The organism is Lautropia mirabilis (assembly GCF_900637555.1).
In the GTDB taxonomy this organism is placed as follows: Bacteria; Pseudomonadota; Gammaproteobacteria; order Burkholderiales; family Burkholderiaceae_E; genus Lautropia; species Lautropia mirabilis.
This window is the reverse complement of sequence record NZ_LR134378.1, coordinates 2,108,995-2,125,170: the sequence shown is the minus strand read 5'-3', so window position 1 is coordinate 2,125,170 and position 16,176 is coordinate 2,108,995. Positions and strand designations below refer to the sequence as shown.

Sequence of the window (16,176 nt, the reverse complement as noted above, 5' to 3'; positions counted from 1 at the left end):
ACGGATACCCTACCATCCTGGGCGGGCCGTGTCTGTATCAGACCCTCCCCAAAGTCCGGAGTTGCATCCTGCATCCGTCACAAGATGGAAACAGGATTTACACACCGACAGGACCAGCCATCCATACCGGCCGTCATGGGCGCAACGGCAATCCGCGAGCACTTTCGGTAGACTTCAGAAGGTCTGGACAACCCGGCGGAACACCCCCTCCGCGCCATGCGCCTCCTCGGTCGCACGGCCCGTTCCGCCCTTATTTCTTGCGATGGACAATCCTGCCAGTCTGCTTGCCGCCCTGCAGAACCGCCTCTATCAGCAGGCCCCCGAGAGACACGGCATATCGGGTGCCTTTCTCAAGGCCCTGGCCGTCTTTCTGGCCGTCGTGCGCGACCTGGCCTTCGGGCAGCTGATGCTGCGCGCCACCAGCCTGGTCTACACCACGTTGCTGTCCATCGTGCCCGTGCTGGCGCTCACCTTCTCGGTGTCCAAGGCCTTCGGCGTGCACGGCCAGATCGAGCCGGCGCTGCAGCGCTTCATGGAACCGCTGGGCCCCAAGGGCGCCGAGATCACCACCAACATCATGAGCTTCATCGACAACATGCACGTGGGCGTGCTGGGGTCGGTGGGTCTGGGGATGCTGCTGTTCACGGCCGTGTCCACCATCCTCAAGATCGAAAGCTCCATCAACACCATCTGGCACGTGAAGACGATGCGCCCGCTCTCGCAGCGCATCAGCTACTACCTGTGCGTCATGCTGCTGGGCCCCATCCTGGTGGTGTCGGCGCTGGGCCTCAACGCCACGCTGGCCTCGTCCCATCTGGTGCAGATGATCATCAGCGTCGAGCCCTTCGGGCACCTCGCGGTGCTGGCCGGCCGGCTGCTGCCCTACGTGCTGGTCATCGGGCTGTTCCTGTTCCTGTACCTGTTCATGCCCAACACGCGGGTGCGCCTGCTGCCGGCCCTCACCAGTGCGCTGGTGGCCGGCATCTGCTGGCAGAGCGCCGGCTGGGCCTTTGCCCGCTTCGTGGCCGGCTCCACCCAGTACGCCGCCATCTATTCCAGCCTGGCCATCCTCATCATCTTCATGATCTGGCTGTACGTGAGCTGGATCGTCGTGCTGGTGGGCGCCAGCGTGGGCTTCTACATGCAGCACACCGAATGCTTGATGGCCCCCCCGGGCGAAGAGCCGCACCTGTCGGCACAGAGCCAGGACCAGCTGGCCCTGGCCATCATGCAGGCGCTGGGCGAGCGCTATCTGCAAGGCAACGCGGCCCTGCGCACCGAGGAGCTGGCCCGGCGCTTCCATACGCCCGGCTATGCCATTGACGGGATCCTGGAAGCCCTGGTGGCCCACGGCATCGTCGTGCGGGTGGACAAGAGCGAGCCGGCGGCCTGGATGCCCGGCCGCGACCTGAGCAACATCACGCCCTGGCAGGTGCTGGAGGCCGTGCGCCATGCCGGCGACATCCATCCGCCCGAACCGGACGCCGACCGGATCATCCAGACCTTCTCCTACGCCCAGGACCAGATGTCGGCGGTGCTGTCGACCATCAGTTTCCGCGACCTGCTCACCCAGCCACCACGGGAACGTCAGCCAGTGCGCAGCAACATGGCGCATGGCATCGGCAACGGCCTGCACACCGCCCCCGGCGGCGCCGTCGTGACGGGTGCCACCAAGGCGGCACTGCCCTCACCGGACACCGGCGTCAGCCTGGCCGACGAGGTGGGTGGCGTGGGCCTGCGCAGCACGGCTCAACGCCGGGCCGCGCTGCAGCAGCTTGAGCGTCATGCCCAGCGCGATGCCGACGACGCGGCCCGCCTGTCGCCGATCTTTGCCGACGCACCCCCGGCGGACCATCCGTTCGACGGCAACCGGCTGGAAGCCAGGCTGCAGGCGGCAGAACGTGCCACGGCCAGGCCCTCCCAGGTCGCAGGTGCGCACGGCACCAGCGCCCCGGAAAAACCGGAACACCCTGCAGGGCAGCCGTCTCCGGCCTTGCCCAGCGCAGCCGACAAGGGCATCGCATCCCGACATTCCCCTGCGTCGGGGAGCCCCCCGCCTGCCGTGAGCGCCTCGGCCACTGACAAGGCATCCCCGCACGTCGCGCCCGGACCTGCCGCAGCCCTTCGGGCTGGCACACCGCCAAAAGGCGCATCCCCGGTCCGCCCAGTGCCCTCCACCGGCCATGCCCGAGACCTGTTCCGCGGGTCGCTGGGCAAGGCCTGAGACCCGCTGGACATCAGCGAGCCGGGGCTTGGTCTTGCCCCGGCATGGCCGCTTGAACACGAGCGCCCTCGTCCCCAATAATCACCCGAACCCCGGGTTCACTCCCATTCCGGCCCCGGCCACCCGCTGGCCGGCCCATCGCCCTCCCATCGAGACCTGCCGTGCCCCCATTTGTCCGCGCCGTCCTGCTCATCAACACCATCTTCTACCTGCTGCAGCAGAACTTCTATTACGAGATGATGGCCTGGTTCGCGCTCTGGCCCGACCTGTCCATATTGCTGACCCATCCCTGGCAGATCCTCAGCTACAGCGTGCTGCATGGTGACTTCACCCACCTGCTGTTCAACATGTTCGCCGTCTGGATGTTCGGCTCGCGCATCGAGATGGTCTGGGGGCCACGCCGCACCGCCATCACCTATCTGTCGGCCATCGTCTTCGGTGCCATCGCCCAGATGCTGGTCGGCGAAATCCTGTCCATCAACGGTGCCCCGATCATCGGCGCCTCGGCCGGCGTCTTCGGCATCCTGCTGGCCTATGCCCTGGTCTTCCCGCACGAGCGGGTCATGCTGCTCATCCCGCCCATCCCGCTGCCGGCCCGCGTCTTCGTGGCCATCTACGCGGCACTGGAACTATGGTTCGGCCTGACCGGCACGCAACAGGATGTGGCCCACTTCGCCCACCTGGGCGGCCTGCTGGGCGGCTGGATCGGCTATCGCTACATCCGGCGGTAAAAGGCGTAGCCGGTAAAAGGCGTATTCGGCGGTAGCAGGCACCATCCACGATGCGGGTCTGCTACCGGGAAACCAACAACGACTGCCAGCAACCCGGCAGCACAGGAGACACACTTATGAGCAACGACCACTCCCATGCCCTGATGGAACGCCTGGGCCTGGCCCTGCCCATCCTGCAAGCCCCCATGGCTGGCGTGGCCACGCCGGAACTGACCGCTGCCGTCAGCAACGCGGGGGGACTGGGCGGTCTGGGCGCGGGCGCCAGCTCGCCCGAAGACGCGCGCCGGATGATCGAGGCCACCCGTGCCCTCACCGACCGGCCCTTCAACATCAACGTTTTCTGCCATCGGACGCCTGCCCCCGATCCGGCTGGCGATGCGGCCTGGCTGCACCATCTGGCACCGCTCTATGCCCGTCTGGACATGGTACCCCCCACCCGGCTGGTCGAGGTCTATTCCAGCTTCATGGATGACGATCAGATGCTGGACGTCCTGCTGGAAACCCGTCCGGCGGTGGTGAGCTTTCATTTCGGGCTGCCGGCGCCCCACCAGCTGCAGGCCCTGAAGAAAGCCGGCATCTGCCTGCTGGCCAGTGCCACCAACCTGGATGAGGCCCGTCGGATCGAAGCCGCCGGACTGGATGCCATCATCGCGCAAGGCATCGAGGCAGGCGGCCACCGGGGCTGCTTCGATCCCGAGCCCGGTATGCCGCTCCCGCCCGACGAACACCTGAGCACCGCCGTGCTGGTGAGGCAGCTGGTCCTGAACACCCGGCTGCCCATCATCGCTGCCGGCGGCATCATGGACGGCCACGCCATTCGCGCCATGCAGGAACTGGGCGCCGCTGCCGCGCAGCTGGGCACCGCCTTCGTGGCCTGTCCGGAATCCGCCGCCAACGCAGCCTACCGGGCACGCCTCCGGAGCCCCGACGCAGCCCATACCCGGCTGACCCGTGTGCTCTCGGGCCGCCCGGCCCGTGGCATCGTCAGCCCGTTCATCGACTACGGCGAAGCGCCGGATGCACCGCCGCCTGCCGCCTACCCGCGTGCCTACGATGCCGCCAAGCAGCTCCATGCTGCGGCCAGCCGCCGGGGTGAGCACACTTATGCCGCTCACTGGGCCGGCCAGGGCGCGCCGATGATCCGCGAGATGCCCGCTGCGCAACTGGTGGCCACACTGGCCCGGGAGTGGCGGACCGCCTGACCGGTCAGCAGGTTCAACCCAGCCGATGGCGGAACAGCCAGGCGGCCAGCGGCAGCGTCACCGCGATCATCACGACAAGCGGAATCAGGTGCGGCACGATGTCGACGAATGTTGCCCCCTCCAGGTACACGCCCCGCGCAATGGCCACACCGAAGCGCAGCGGATTGGCATGGGTGGCCACCTGCAGCACCTCGGGCATGTTGCGGACCGGCGTGAGCATGCCCGAGAGCATCATCAGCGGCATGACCACCAGAAAGGTGTAGAGCATGGCCTGCTGCATGGTCAGCGACAGCGCCGACAGCGACAGCCCCATGCCGACGGCGGCCACCGTGAACACCAGGAGCCCCAGGTACAGCGTCACGATCGACCCTGCCATCGGGATCTGGAACCAGAAGCGGATGATCAGCAGGATGATGGTCGACTGCATCAGCCCCACCATCACCGACGGCACCGCCTTGCCCACCAGGATCTGCATCGGCGTGAGCGGTGTCACCAGCAACTGGTCGAAGGTGCCCTGCTCGCGCTCGCGCGCCACCGACAGCGCCGCCAGCAGCAGCGTCTGTATCAGGCTCAGCGAGGCGATCAGCGTCGGCATCAGGGACCAGCGCGACTCCAGGTTCGGATTGAACCAGGCACGCCGCTCGATCTGCACCCCGCCCGTGCCGGAAAGCCCCGCCGCCTGCCGCAGCGTCTGGTTGTAGCTGCCCACGATGCTGCCCACGTAACCCGAAGCCAGCCCCGCCGTCACCGAGTTGCGGCCATCGAGAATGAGCTGCACCGCCGTGGTCTGTCCCTGTGCGAGCCGGGGCGCAAAGTCGGCCGGAATGCTCACGACGAACATGGCGCGCCCCTCATCGATCACGTCGGCAATCTGCCGGGCATCAGCCAGTGTCGCCACCTGCCGGAAAAGCCCGTTGCTCTCGACGCGGGCCAGCAGCCGGGCCGAGGCCTCGCTGCGGCTCTGGTCCAGCACTGCATAGGGCGTGTCGTGCAGGTCGTAGGTACCCACGTAGCCATAGAGCAGCGCCTGCAGCAGCGCCGGCACGAACAGGATGATGCGGTTGGCCGGCTCCTTGAAGAGCGCCACCAGCTCCTTGCGGATCAGCGCCAGCACCTGCCGGACTGCCAGCAGCCATCCGGCCAGCCACGCCCCATGCATTTCATCCTGCCTCATCCGGATACCCTCCCGGGCAGGGTCGACAACACGCGCCTTCACCTGCCGCTTCTCTCTCTGCGTTCGGATCTCCACCGCCCTGCCCTGTCAGTCCAGCCGCTTTCTTACCGTGCGCAACGTGGCCCACAGCAGCAGCACCGCATACAGCAGCAGAATGACCAGGTCCTGCACGATGGTCGGCCAGTGGTTGCCCATCAGGAACAGGCTCTTGGTCAGCCCCATGAAGTGCGTGGCCGGCAGCAGATGCCCGATGACCTGAACCAGTGCCGGTGCATTGCGCAGGTCGAAGATGAAACCCGACAGCATCATCGACGGCAGCAGGCTCCCCAGAAGTGCCACCTGACTGGCCTGAAACTGGTTGCGCGTGCGCCCCGAAATGAAGAGCCCCATCAGCAACGACACCACCAGGTACAGCGTGCCCCCCAGCACCATCATGCCCAGCGAGCCGCGCATCGGCACCTCGAAAAGGAAATGCGCCGCCAGCAGGCACATGGCCAGATCCACCAGCCCCACGCCCACGTAGGGAATCAGCTTGGCCAGCACAATCTCCAGCGGCCGCACCGGCGTCACGAAGAGCGACTCCATCGTGCCGCGCTCCCATTCACGGGCAATGAGCAGCGAGGTGAGAAAGGCCCCGATCAGCGTGAGCACCAGTACCAGCAGTCCCGGCACCAGGAACCAGGTGCTCTCGCCGGCCTCGTTGAACCAAAGCCGCTGCTGCACCTGCACGCTGCCTGCCGCCAGAGTCTGCCCGGCCGGGCCAGCCCGATCCACCTCCTTCTGCGCCCAGAGCGCCAGCACGCCATTCACGTAGGACTCGATGGTGGCGGCCGACGTGGATTCACTGCCATTGACCACCATCTGCACCTTCGCGTCGCCGGTCTGCAGCCGCCCGGAAAAGTCCGATGGCACCCGCAGGATGGCCTCCACCTCGTGCCGGCGCAGCCATTGCTCGGCCTGCGGCATGCTGCCCGCCCAGCGCGGCTCCATGTAGGTGGATCCACGCAGTCCGGCCAGCACCTGCTGCACGCGGGGCGACGCATCTTCCAGCACCATCGCCACCCGCACGTCCTTCACGTCGAAGGACATGCCGTAGCCGAACAGCAGGATCAGCGTCACCGGCAGCGCCAGACCCACCAGCAGGTTGCTGCGGTCGCGCAGCATCTGATGGAACTCCTTCTTCACAAGCGCCCACAGCCGGTGCCAGAAACCCGTCGCCCTCATGAACAGCTCTCCTGCGTCCACAGGCCAACAACAGGGTACTGAGGGTGAGTGTCAAACAGGATGGTGCACTTCCTTGCCCGCAGGCAGGCGCCCAGCCCGGATGTCATTCGCCTGACTGACAGATTCACGATAGCGATCCTGGTCATGTCACAGCCTCCCGGCGTCCCTGCTCGACAATGGCGATGAACGCCTCGTTCATGTCGCTGCCCGCCCCGCCCGCCAGCTCGCGCACCTCGTGCGGCGTGCCCAGCGCCAGCATCCGCCCCGCATCCTGGATGGCAATGCGATCACAGTATTCGGCCTCTTCCATGAAGTGCGTGGTGATGACGATCGTCACGCCCTGTGCCGACAGCGCCGTGATGGTGCGCCAGAATGCACGCCGCGCCAGCGGGTCGATGCCGCTGGTGGGCTCGTCCAGGAACAGGATGTCGGGCGCATGGATGAGCCCTGCCGCCATGGCCAGACGCTGGCGATAGCCGGCCGGCAGCAGACCGCTTTCGGCCTCCGGATCCAGATCGAAGCGCTGCAGCATGGCCTGCATCCGCTCGGCGAGCTGTCGGCCGTGCAGGCCATAGGCCGCGCCATAGAACGCCAGGTTCTCGCGCACGGTCAGCGTGGCATAGAGCGAGAACTTCTGTGCCACATAGCCGATACGGGCCCGTGCCCGCGCCGGTGCCACTCGCAGGTTCGCGCCCGCCACCTGCAGCGAGCCGCTGGTGGCCGGCAGCAATCCGCACAGCATCCGGAACGTGGTGGTCTTGCCGGCCCCGTTGGGTCCCAGCAAGCCGAAGATCTCGCCCCGCCGCACCTCGAACGAGGTGCTGGCCACCGCCGTGAAGTCACCGAAGCGGCGCACCAGATCGCGCACCACGATGACGGGTTCAGCATGGTCTTCCACCGCGGCCGGGGCGGTCGGTTCATCATTCCTCCGCCCCTGCAGGGTTCGGTCCGCTCCGGCCGCAGACAGCTCTTCCGAAGATGATTGCCCACCAGCCGCCTCTGCGTGCTGGCGCAGCATCAGCATGAAGGCATCCTCCAGCTCGGCCGGTCGGGGATGCACTTCCACGTTCTCCAGCAACGGCCGCAATGCCGCTTCATCAACATCCGGCCGATGGATGAAGCGTACCTGCCCGCCCCGGGGCACGGCATCCACCACGGCAGACGCTGCATCCAGCAGCCGCGCCTGCAGCATGCGCGCCGCCATGCCAACTGGCGGCGTCGCCACGAAGGTGAGGCCCTGCGCCCGCTGCGCCAGTGCCTGCGGCGTGCCGTTGGCCAGTACCTGACCGGCGTTCATCACGTGAACGTGCGCACAGCGTTCGGCCTCATCCATGTAGGCGGTGCTTACCACCACGCTCAGCTGCTCGTCCCGCACCAGCTGCAGCAGAATCTCCCACAGATCACGGCGCGACAGCGGATCCACCCCTACACTGGGCTCGTCCAGTAGCAGCAGTTCGGGCGATCGCACCAGCGTGCAGGCCAGGCCCAGTTTCTGTTTCATACCGCCGGAAAGCTTGCCGGCGGGGCGCGCCGTGAAGCGCGCCAGATCCGTCATGGCCATCAGCCGGGCAAAGCGTTCGCGGCGCACTGCCTGCGGCACGCCATGCAGATCAGCATACAGGTCCAGGTTTTCCTGCACGCTCAGATCCTCATACAGGCCAAAGCGCTGCGGCATGTAGCTGATGCGGTCCTGGACCTCCTGGGCGTTACGAGCCACATCCCGTCCCAGCACATGGAGACTGCCCTCATCCGGCGCCAGCAATCCGGCCACCATCCGCATCAGTGTGGTCTTGCCCGCGCCATCCGGCCCCACCAGGGCCGTGAGCTGCCCCCGGGTCACCGACAGCGACACCCGATCCAGTGCCACCAGCGGACGCCCATCTGGCCTCGTGAAGCGCCGGGTCAGGCCCTCGGCGCGAACCACGGATTCATCCGCCCTCATGGTTCCGGTCCGCCGTGCCTGACTCCAGCCGCACCGTCACCGGCTGCCCCAGCCGCAGCGCATCATCGGGGTCATCCACCAGCACCCGCACCTCGTACACCAGGCTGGTGCGCAGCACCTCGGTCTGCACCGACTTGGGCGTAAACTCGGCCACCGACGAGATGTAGCCGACCCTGCCGGCCAGCGTCCGTCCCGGCATCGAATCCACGCTCAACTGCGCTGCCTGCCCGGGCTTCACCTGCCCCAGGCTGGACTCATCCACGTAGATGCGCGCCCATTTGGGACTGGTCACCGCCAGCGCCAGAACCGGACGCTGCGGCGACGCCATGTCACCCGGCTCCAGCAGGCGCGAACGCACCACGGCCGTCACTGGCGCCCGCAGTTCCCCCTGGTCCAGCTGATGACGCAGCAGCGCCAGCTGGGCACGTGCTGCCGCCACCTGGGCATCGGCCGCATCGATCTCCTCGCGGCGTGCGCCCTCCTGCACCAAGGCCAGTGCATCCTGCCGCTCCTTCACGGCGGCCTGCGCCACCCGGGCCGCACTGCGCGCCCGGTCCACATCCTGAACACTCACCGCGCCGGCACTGGCCGTCGCAATCCGCTCCAGCCGCGCCTGCTCACGACGGGCACGCTGGGCATCCGCCTGGGCAGCCGCCAGCCGGCTGCGTGCCTGGGCGATCTCGGCCGGCCGTGCACCGTTCTTCAGCCGCCGCAGGTTCTCTTCCTGCACCCGCAGCTGGGCCGCCGCCTGATCCGCCTGCAGCGCCAGCGTGCGCGTATCCAGTACCGCCAGCACCTGGCCCGGCTGAACCCGGTCACCTTCCTCCGCATCCACCTGCGCCACACGCCCGCTGCCCTCGAAGGCCAGCGACACCTGCCGCACGTCGATGTTGCCGTAGAAAACGCCGGCGTCCTGTCCCTGCGGACGCCAGTGCTGCCAGCCGTACCAGCACGCCGCCACGGCGGCCAGCAGCACGATCATCGCGATGGGTTTCTTCATGAGCGCATCCCCGGACGGACAGTAGGCCATCCCGTGGAACCCATCTTACCTTAAAGTTAAATTGAATTGAAATTAGTCCTATGGAAATATCAAGTGAATGCTGCTTACGTAAATGGCGACCATACGTCGTAGATCACGGGGCTACCTGCACCCCAGCCGGCACACCCGGGATGGCACAGGATGGCCAGAGCGCCGCAAATCAGGAACAATGCGCCCATGATCCCCAACCCCGCCAATGCCCGCGCCTCCCGTACCGACGGCGAAGCCACCCGTGCCCGCATCCTGCAGGCCGCGGGCGAGCTGTTCGGCAGTCGGGGCTTTGCCGAAACCACCAGCAAGGCAGTGGCTGCCCACGCCGGCGTGGACCTGGCCTCCATCAACTATCACTTTGGCAGCCGCAGCGGCCTCTACCAGGCCACGCTGATCGAAGCCCACCGGCGGCTCTTCACCGTCGACGCACTCAGCCAGCTCGTGCATGCACCGCTGCCAGCGTCCGAAAGGCTTCGCATCCTGATGGCCCAGCTGGTCAGCCAAGCCACCAGCGCACAGACCAACTGGCACCTGGGCCTGCTGGCCGCCGAAGTGATGGCCCCTTCCTCGCACCTGCAGGTGCTGTTCAGGACCGAGAGCGCCCCCAAGCTGTCGCTGGTGCGCCAGCTGGTGGCCGAGATCATCGACATCGACGCCGACGACCCGGTGGTCACACGCTGCATGTTCAGCGTCGGCGCCCCCTGCATCATGATGCTGATCGCCCGGCGAGAGCTGCCGGGGCCACTGCATGAGCTGCGACACATGCAGCCCGAGGTGCTGGTCGACCACCTGCATCGCTTTGCAATGGCCGGATTGGCGGCCATCCGTGCCAGCCTCACGCCGCCGGCTGATCCTCTGCCCTGAGGATTCAGGGACTTGTCTGCCGATGATGGGCCGCCAACGGCTGTAGCGCAACCCGCTTCATTGAGCGTCCCAGACCGGCACCCGGGAAAACAGGTCGGCCAACCCCGGGTTGTCCTGTTCCGGACGGTCCAGCATGTCCAGGATGGCCTGATACTGGCTGCCAGACATCATGAGCAGGCGCTGATCAAGCAGTGCCTGCTCGGCATGCTGACACGCCGTCAAGCGCCAGCTAGCCTCACTCCGCCAGCAGCTGCTCGGCCGGGACCTTGTCGCCGTAGACCGGGCGCAGGGTCTTCTCGTAGGCGGCTTTCAGACGGCCGTCCTGCTTGAGCTTGGCCACTTCCTGGTCGATCCAGGCGCGCAGGGCGTCATCACCTTTCTTCACCGCCGGAGCGATGAATTCCGGCTCACCCAGCTGGCCGATGGCGACTTCATAACCCGGATTTTCCTTGGCCCAGGCCCACAGCAAGGCGTTGTCGTGGGCCAGTGCTGCACCACGACCATCCTTCAGCGCATCGAAGGTCTCAGTGTTCTGGTCATATTTCAGCAGCGAAATATCCGGGTACTTCTTGCTGAAATACGCATCGGCCGTGGTGCCCTTGTTCACCAGCAGCGTCTTGCCTTCCAGTTCGTTCACCGACTTGATGGGCGCCTTGGTGGGCGAGACCACACCCAGCGACACCTTCATGTAGGGCGCGGCGAAGTCCACCACGCGGGCGCGTTCCTTCGTCTGCGTGAAGTTGGCCAGAATGATGTCCACCTTGCCGGATTTCAGATACTCGACCCGGTTAGCTGCCTCGGTGATCACGTATTCCACCTTGTCGGGGCTGCCCAGCAGATCCTTGGCAAAGTCCTTGGCAATTTCCACATCGAAGCCCTGACTCTTGCCTTCGCTGTCAATGTAGCCAAAGGGCGGCTTGTCACCGAACACACCGATGCGGATGCGGTCGCTGGCCTTGATCCGTGCCAGCCCGTCATCAGCCGCCATCGCATGGCTGCCACTCACCACACCGGCCGCCAGCAGGGCGGCCATCAGTACCGGCTTGAATGCAAATTTCATGATGTCCTTCCTTTCCAGGTTGTTTCGGATACTTACCACTCAGACAAGCGGCACGGTTCATACCGCCCTTGCTTCTCAAACTTGAGGCACGACGCGACCGTGCCCCACAACATCCATCGTCCATGCCCCTTCCAGAGCCGGAACACCGCCAGAGTGTCGAACGTCAGATCGCCACACGCCAAACGCCGTCACCCATCCGCCTTCGGCGTCGGCCTTTTCTTCAATAGTCCAGCCCGTTCAGGAACACCCGGGCCCGTTCGGTCTGCGGCCGGGCAAAGAATGCGGCGGGTGCTCCTTCCTCGATGATCCGCCCCTGATCCATGAACACGATCCGGTCCGCCACCTTCTCGGCAAAGCCCATCTCGTGGGTGACGATGATCATGCTCATGCCCTCGCGCGCCAGCTCCAGCACCACGTCCAGCACCTCGCGCACCATTTCCGGATCCAGCGCCGCCGTGATCTCGTCCAGCAGGATCACTTCCGGATTCATGCACAGTGCCCGCACGATGGCAATGCGCTGCTTCTGACCGCCTGACAGTTCGCGCGGCCAGGCCTGCTTGCGCGCCAGCAGCCCCACCCGCTCCAGCAGCCGGTCCGCTTCGGCCTCGGCCTCGGCACGGTCACGCTTCTGCACCTTCAGCGGCCCCAGCAGAATGTTGTCGATGACGTTCATGTGGGCAAAGAGTTCATAGCTCTGGAACACCATGCCCACCTTCTGGCGCACCTGGTCCCACGACACGTCGCGCCCGAAGACGCCCACACCCGCCATGCTGATCTCGCCGCCCTGGATCGGTTCCAGGCCGTTGATGGTCCGCAGCAGCGTGCTCTTGCCGCAGCCCGACGGCCCCAGGATCACCACCACTTCGCCCCGGTGCAGCGTCAGATCGATGCCATGCAGCGCCACGACCTCGCCATAGCGCTTGTGCACGCCATGCAGCGTCAGCAGTGCCTCACCGGATTCATTGCCCGGCGTGGCGCGATGCGTTTCTTCCTCGTGCCTCATCCTTCACGTTCTCCCGTCCCGTTCCTGCGCCCCTTGCCTCACGTTCTCCGAGCCCTGACCTTGCGCGCCATGCACCGACCATGCGGCCAGCCCGCGGCGTCCGGTGCGTTGCGTCCGTCCTTGCCCTGTCATGCCGCCCAGCGTCGTTCCAGCCGCGCTGCCCACCATGACAGCGGCCAGCACACCAGGAAATACAGCAGGAAGATCAGCCCATAGATCCAGAACGAGGCCGTCGGCACCTTCGGCTCGATCATCTGCGAACGTTCAATGATCTGCTGTCCCACCTTCACCACTTCCATCACGCTGATCAACGCGGCCAGCGACGTGGTCTTGACCATCCGCGTGAACAGGTTGATGGCCCCCGGCAGCACCCGACGCAGCGCCTGCGGCGCCTCGACGTACCGGAACACCTGCGCCCGCGTGAGCCCAAGGGCCAGTGCCGAGGTGCGCTGATGCGGCGGCAGCGACGAGAGCGCCCCGCGTACCAGGTCTCCCATCTCGGCCGTGCCCCACAGCGAGAACACGCCCACGCACACCCACAGGGCATCCACGTGCCAGCCCGTCCAGGTGGGCAGTCCGAAATACAGCACGAACAGCCACACCAGGATCGGCACGATCCGGATCGTCTCCAGGTACAGGCGGCAGCCGGCGCGCACTGCTGCGCTCCCGCTTCGCATCAGCAGCCCCAGCCCCGTGCCCAGCAGCGCCGAGGCCGCCACCGAGATCACCGAGATGTAGAGCGTCAGCCACAGCCCGTGCAGCAGCCGCGGCACGTTCTGGCCCGAGAGCAGCACCTCAAGCGCCGCCATATTCCGCCCTCCGCATCCGTTTCTCCACCCATGCCGCCAGCCACGACAGCGGCAGCAGCAGCACCAGGTACGACACCAGCAGCATGAAGAGCGCCTCGTTGGTCATGTAATCGGTGCCGATGATGTCCTTGGTGACGAACAGCAGCTCGGCCACCGACACCGCATTGATCACCGAGGTCTCCTTCACCAGAAAGAGCGCATTGGCCGTCAGCGCCGGCAGCGCGATGGCCAGCGCCTGCGGCAATACCACATGCCGGAGAATCTGTGCCCGCCGCAGCCCGATGGCGCGCGCCGATTCCACCTGTCCGCGTGGTACCGCCTGCAGGCCGGCCCGCAGCGCCTCGGCCATGTAGCTACCGCCCAGGAAGGTCAGCGCGATCACGCCGCAGGTGAAGCCATCCCAGTGAATGCCGATCTTGGGCAGCCCGTAGTACAGGAAGAAGAGCTGGATGAGCAGCGGCGTGTTGCGCGACAGTTCGATGTAGACGCGCGCCAGGCTGTCGAAGGGACGCACCCGGTAGCTGGTGACAAGCGCCACGGCCAGGCCCAGCAGCAACGACAGGCTCACGCCCCAGGCCGAGAGCCTCAGCGTCACCAGTGCCGCCTGGACAAAGCGCGGAATGATTTCCTGCACGTAGGACCAATCCATGCGGCGGATTCTAGGCGCTTACATATGCGAAAAACGATGAAGCAGGCCATTCGATCATGAGATTTTCAGATATGACCGGCTTTTGACGCCAAGGACTGTTCCTCAACGCGGCGGATGCTCCCTGCACATGCTCCCTGCACATGCTCCCTGCACATGCTCCCTGCACATGCTCCCTGCACATGCTCCCTGCACATGCTCCCTGTACATGCCATCTGCCTATGCTCCCTGGCGTGCCTCATGGCCGGCGACACAATCCTTCCCTCCAGCCCCTCTCTGTCAGCACGGTTTCACGAATCGGGCCATTGAACGTCGGTCCATCATCCCGGCCAATGATTTCCATCCACCTTGCAACGAGATTCAGGGTCAAGCGCACTACCTTGCCTGCCGTGAGGTTATATTGATGACTGTGTGTCACAGGCCGACACGCCTGGCAGAAAGACACCGTCCTCCCCTCTCCCACGGAATCCTCCCCATGCAACTGACCGATCGGCAGACCCAGGTCCTGGCCACCATCGCCACGATCACGGCAGTCTCGATGTACGTATCCTACATCCCCCAGATCCAGATGAACCTGGCCGGCCAGAAAGGCAGCGCCCTGCAGCCGCTGGTGGCCGCCATCAACTGCACCCTGTGGGTGATATATGCGCTCTTCAAGCCGCAGCGCGACATCCCGGTGGCGCTGGCCAACGCCCCCGGCATCGTGCTGGGCCTCATCACCTTCTGGACTGCTCTCTGAGGGACGGACGCCACCATGAAACTCTCTGCAAAAGCCGCCAGCATCCTGGGCATCATCGCCACCATCACTGCCATCGGCATGTACGTGGCCTACCTGCCGCAGATCCAGATGAACCTGGCCGGCCAGAAGGGCCACCCCATCCAGCCGGCCGTGGCCTGCGTCAACGGCCTGCTCTGGGTCATCTACGCCCTCTTCAAGAAAGGGCGTGACTGGCCCGTCACCATCTCCAACGCTCCGGGCTTCATCCTGGGCGGCATCACCTTCCTGACGGCCATCCTCTGACGTGCGACATCCATGGCATGCAGGCCCCCCTGCATGCCATGGCAAAAAACGCATGACGATATGCGTCTGACGCATATGGAGCCATCCTTGGCATTCAGCTCGGCGGGCTGGCGCTAATATCGCCGGGACCGAATCATTTTCCCGGAGAATACGTCATGCACACCCCTTCCCGCCGTCGCTTCGTCGGCGCCGCGCTGTCCGCCGTCATCGCATCGGCCACCCTGCTGCTCCCGATCGGGCATGCCCAGGCCGCCGACCCCGCCCACACGCACCTGGTTCTGGGCGCCACGGCCGGCTACAACTACGACGTGCTGAAGAAAGCTGTCGTGCCCCAGCTGGAAAAGGACGGCTACACCGTCAAGCTGATCGAGTTCAACGACTACATCCAGCCCAATCTGGCGCTGGCCGAAGGCTCGCTGGATGCCAACCTGTTCCAGCACATCACCTACCTGAAGCGTTTTGCCGAGGACCGCAAGCTGGACCTCGTGGCGCTGGTGCCCAGCACCACCGCGCCCATGGGCATCTACTCGGAACGGGTGGGCAAGTTTTCGGACGTGAAGGAAGGGGACAGCGTGACCTTGCCCAACGATCCTGCCAACCTGGCGCGTGCCCTGCAGCTGCTGGCCCAGCAGGGGCTCATCACGCTGAAGGACGGCATCGACCCGCTGCGCGTGGGCACCCGGGACGTGGCCAAGAATCCCCGAAAGCTGCGCTTCGTGCCGGTGGAAGCCGCCCAGCTGCCACGTACCGTGGGTGATGCCACGCTGGCCATCGTGCCCGGCAACTACGCCACGGCCGCCGGCCTGGACTTCACCCGCGCCCTGACCCTGGAAAAGCCCCCGGTGGCCTACCAGCAAGTGGTGGCCGTGCGCCAGGCCAACCAGAACGCCGCCTGGGCCCAGGACCTGAAGAAGGCCTTCCGTTCCGAAGCCTTCCGCCAGGCCCTGGACCAGCACTTCCCGGGCTATGTCCGCCCCGAGGGCCTCTGACCTTCCCCTCGTTTTCTCCGGCCGGCCGGAACGGTCGGCCGGTACCTGCCCTGGGACCATGGTCTTTCCATGCCGGAAATGATCATCCGGCGCACCGTGCCGCGTGCCAGCTTCTGTAGCCTTCGCCTACGTTTTATCGTTGTTTCAATGATTTTCGGAAGTGCATGAAAATGCGAATGCGTCAGCGACTGCATGTATGAAATGAAGCGGGCGTCATCACGGCAGATTAACAAAGAAAGACTGCACGTTCGCAAGAA

The 16,176-nt window shown here is 65.7% G+C and carries 16 protein-coding genes; 7 read left to right on the top strand and 9 right to left on the bottom strand.

Going from position 1 to position 16,176, the window contains the following annotated elements; all coding sequences use genetic code 11:
- The first annotated feature begins 262 nt into the window (after positions 1-262).
- The 3 genes from EL249_RS08650 (at position 263) to EL249_RS08640 (ending at position 4,157) form a co-directional block, all read left to right on the top strand.
- A complete protein-coding gene (locus EL249_RS08650; protein WP_005673075.1) occupies positions 263-2,224 on the top strand; it encodes a YihY/virulence factor BrkB family protein in 1,962 nt (653 codons plus the stop codon).
- Positions 2,225-2,385: 161 nt separating this feature from the next.
- Complete coding sequence (locus EL249_RS08645) at positions 2,386-2,955, top strand: rhomboid family intramembrane serine protease (RefSeq protein ID WP_005673076.1); 570 nt, start codon at positions 2,386-2,388, stop codon at positions 2,953-2,955.
- Between the two features lie 116 nt (positions 2,956-3,071).
- Positions 3,072-4,157: an NAD(P)H-dependent flavin oxidoreductase gene (locus EL249_RS08640; protein WP_005673077.1), complete on the top strand. Its 1,086-nt coding sequence runs from the start codon at positions 3,072-3,074 to the stop codon at positions 4,155-4,157.
- A 13-nt stretch (positions 4,158-4,170) separates the two neighbouring features.
- Here EL249_RS08640 and EL249_RS08635 read toward each other — a convergent pair whose 3' ends face one another.
- The 4 genes from EL249_RS08635 to EL249_RS08620 all read right to left on the bottom strand — a co-directional run bounded on the left by EL249_RS08635 (position 4,171) and on the right by EL249_RS08620 (position 9,497).
- Positions 4,171-5,331: an ABC transporter permease gene (locus EL249_RS08635; protein WP_083799464.1), complete on the bottom strand. Its 1,161-nt coding sequence runs from the start codon at positions 5,329-5,331 to the stop codon at positions 4,171-4,173.
- An 87-nt stretch (positions 5,332-5,418) separates the two neighbouring features.
- Positions 5,419-6,555, bottom strand: a complete 1,137-nt coding sequence (locus EL249_RS08630) for an ABC transporter permease (RefSeq protein WP_040529765.1) — start codon at positions 6,553-6,555, stop codon at positions 5,419-5,421.
- A gap of 142 nt (positions 6,556-6,697) precedes the next feature.
- Positions 6,698-8,497, bottom strand: a complete 1,800-nt coding sequence (locus tag EL249_RS08625; RefSeq protein WP_005673080.1) for an ATP-binding cassette domain-containing protein — start codon at positions 8,495-8,497, stop codon at positions 6,698-6,700.
- Entirely contained in the window at positions 8,484-9,497 is a 1,014-nt protein-coding gene (locus EL249_RS08620; protein ID WP_040529768.1) for an HlyD family secretion protein, read from the bottom strand. Before EL249_RS08620 ends, EL249_RS08625 begins: the two co-directional genes overlap by 14 nt.
- Before the next feature lie 216 nt (positions 9,498-9,713).
- Between EL249_RS08620 and EL249_RS08615 the strand changes: the two genes are divergently transcribed.
- A complete protein-coding gene (locus EL249_RS08615) occupies positions 9,714-10,391 on the top strand; it encodes a TetR/AcrR family transcriptional regulator (protein WP_005673082.1) in 678 nt (225 codons plus the stop codon).
- A gap of 57 nt (positions 10,392-10,448) precedes the next feature.
- Here EL249_RS08615 and EL249_RS08610 read toward each other — a convergent pair whose 3' ends face one another.
- From EL249_RS08610 to EL249_RS08590, 5 genes are all read right to left on the bottom strand, one after another.
- Positions 10,449-10,613 carry a type II toxin-antitoxin system TacA family antitoxin gene (locus EL249_RS08610; protein ID WP_005673083.1) on the bottom strand — a complete coding sequence of 55 codons (165 nt, stop codon included), beginning with the start codon at positions 10,611-10,613 and terminating at the stop codon, positions 10,449-10,451.
- Between the two features lie 13 nt (positions 10,614-10,626).
- Positions 10,627-11,451 (bottom strand): cysteine ABC transporter substrate-binding protein, encoded by an 825-nt coding sequence (locus EL249_RS08605; RefSeq protein ID WP_005673084.1) that lies wholly within the window; start codon positions 11,449-11,451, stop codon positions 10,627-10,629.
- Between the two features lie 220 nt (positions 11,452-11,671).
- Positions 11,672-12,397, bottom strand: a complete 726-nt coding sequence (locus tag EL249_RS08600; protein WP_040530982.1) for an amino acid ABC transporter ATP-binding protein — start codon at positions 12,395-12,397, stop codon at positions 11,672-11,674.
- A 185-nt stretch (positions 12,398-12,582) separates the two neighbouring features.
- Positions 12,583-13,263 carry an amino acid ABC transporter permease gene (locus tag EL249_RS08595; RefSeq protein ID WP_005673088.1) on the bottom strand — a complete coding sequence of 227 codons (681 nt, stop codon included), beginning with the start codon at positions 13,261-13,263 and terminating at the stop codon, positions 12,583-12,585.
- Positions 13,250-13,912 carry an amino acid ABC transporter permease gene (locus EL249_RS08590; protein WP_005673089.1) on the bottom strand — a complete coding sequence of 221 codons (663 nt, stop codon included), beginning with the start codon at positions 13,910-13,912 and terminating at the stop codon, positions 13,250-13,252. Before EL249_RS08590 ends, EL249_RS08595 begins: the two co-directional genes overlap by 14 nt.
- A 472-nt stretch (positions 13,913-14,384) precedes the next feature.
- Here EL249_RS08590 and EL249_RS08585 point away from each other — a divergent pair, with 472 nt between their 5' ends.
- The 3 genes from EL249_RS08585 to EL249_RS08575 all read left to right on the top strand — a co-directional run bounded on the left by EL249_RS08585 (position 14,385) and on the right by EL249_RS08575 (position 15,919).
- Positions 14,385-14,648, top strand: a complete 264-nt coding sequence (locus tag EL249_RS08585; RefSeq protein WP_005673090.1) for a SemiSWEET family transporter — start codon at positions 14,385-14,387, stop codon at positions 14,646-14,648.
- A gap of 15 nt (positions 14,649-14,663) precedes the next feature.
- Complete coding sequence (locus EL249_RS08580) at positions 14,664-14,930, top strand: SemiSWEET family transporter (RefSeq protein ID WP_005673091.1); 267 nt, start codon at positions 14,664-14,666, stop codon at positions 14,928-14,930.
- A gap of 155 nt (positions 14,931-15,085) precedes the next feature.
- On the top strand, positions 15,086-15,919 hold the full coding sequence (locus EL249_RS08575; protein ID WP_005673092.1) for a MetQ/NlpA family ABC transporter substrate-binding protein: 834 nt from the start codon (positions 15,086-15,088) through the stop codon (positions 15,917-15,919).
- The last annotated feature ends 257 nt before the right edge of the window (positions 15,920-16,176 follow it).